The 578-nt window shown below is 68.0% G+C and carries 1 protein-coding gene; it reads left to right on the plus strand.

Features of this window, described 5'->3' with window-relative positions:
* A partial coding sequence (locus tag GBZ26_RS29820; RefSeq protein WP_174441848.1) for an electron transfer flavoprotein-ubiquinone oxidoreductase occupies window positions 1–578 on the plus strand: 578 nt, incomplete at both ends.

The raw sequence follows: 578 nt of genomic DNA on the forward strand, positions 1-578 counted from the left end.
CTACGGCGCGCGTGCGCTCAACGAAGGCGGCTTCCAGTCGATCCCCAAGCTGACCTTCCCCGGCGGTCTGATCGTCGGCGACGCGGCGGGCTTCCTCAACGTGCCCAAGATCAAGGGCAACCACACGGCGATGAAGTCGGGCATGCTGGCGGCCGAGGCGGTGCACGAGCTGCTCTCCGCCGAGGCTCCGGCGCGCGAGGCGGTGGCCTATCCGGAGAAGCTGAAGGCGTCCTGGGTGTGGTCGGAGCTGTTTGCTGTGCGCAACATCCGCCCCGGCTTCCAGAAGGGCCTGTGGGCGGGGCTGGCCAACGCGGCCTACGAGACGGCGACCAAGGGCAAGTCGCCCTGGACGCTGCACCACCGGCATGGCGACCACGAGACGCTGAAGAAGGCGTCGGAGATGCCGAAGATCGCCTATCCCAAGCCGGACGGGGTGGTGTCGTTCGACCGGCTGTCCTCGGTGTACCTGTCGAACACCAACCACGAGGAGGACCAGCCGGCGCACCTGACGCTGAAGGACGCGTCGGTGCCGATCGCGGTCAATCTGGCGCTCTACGACGCGCCGGAGACGCGCTACT

Source organism: Azospirillum formosense, from assembly GCF_013340925.1.
Lineage (GTDB): Bacteria > Pseudomonadota > Alphaproteobacteria > Azospirillales > Azospirillaceae > Azospirillum > Azospirillum formosense.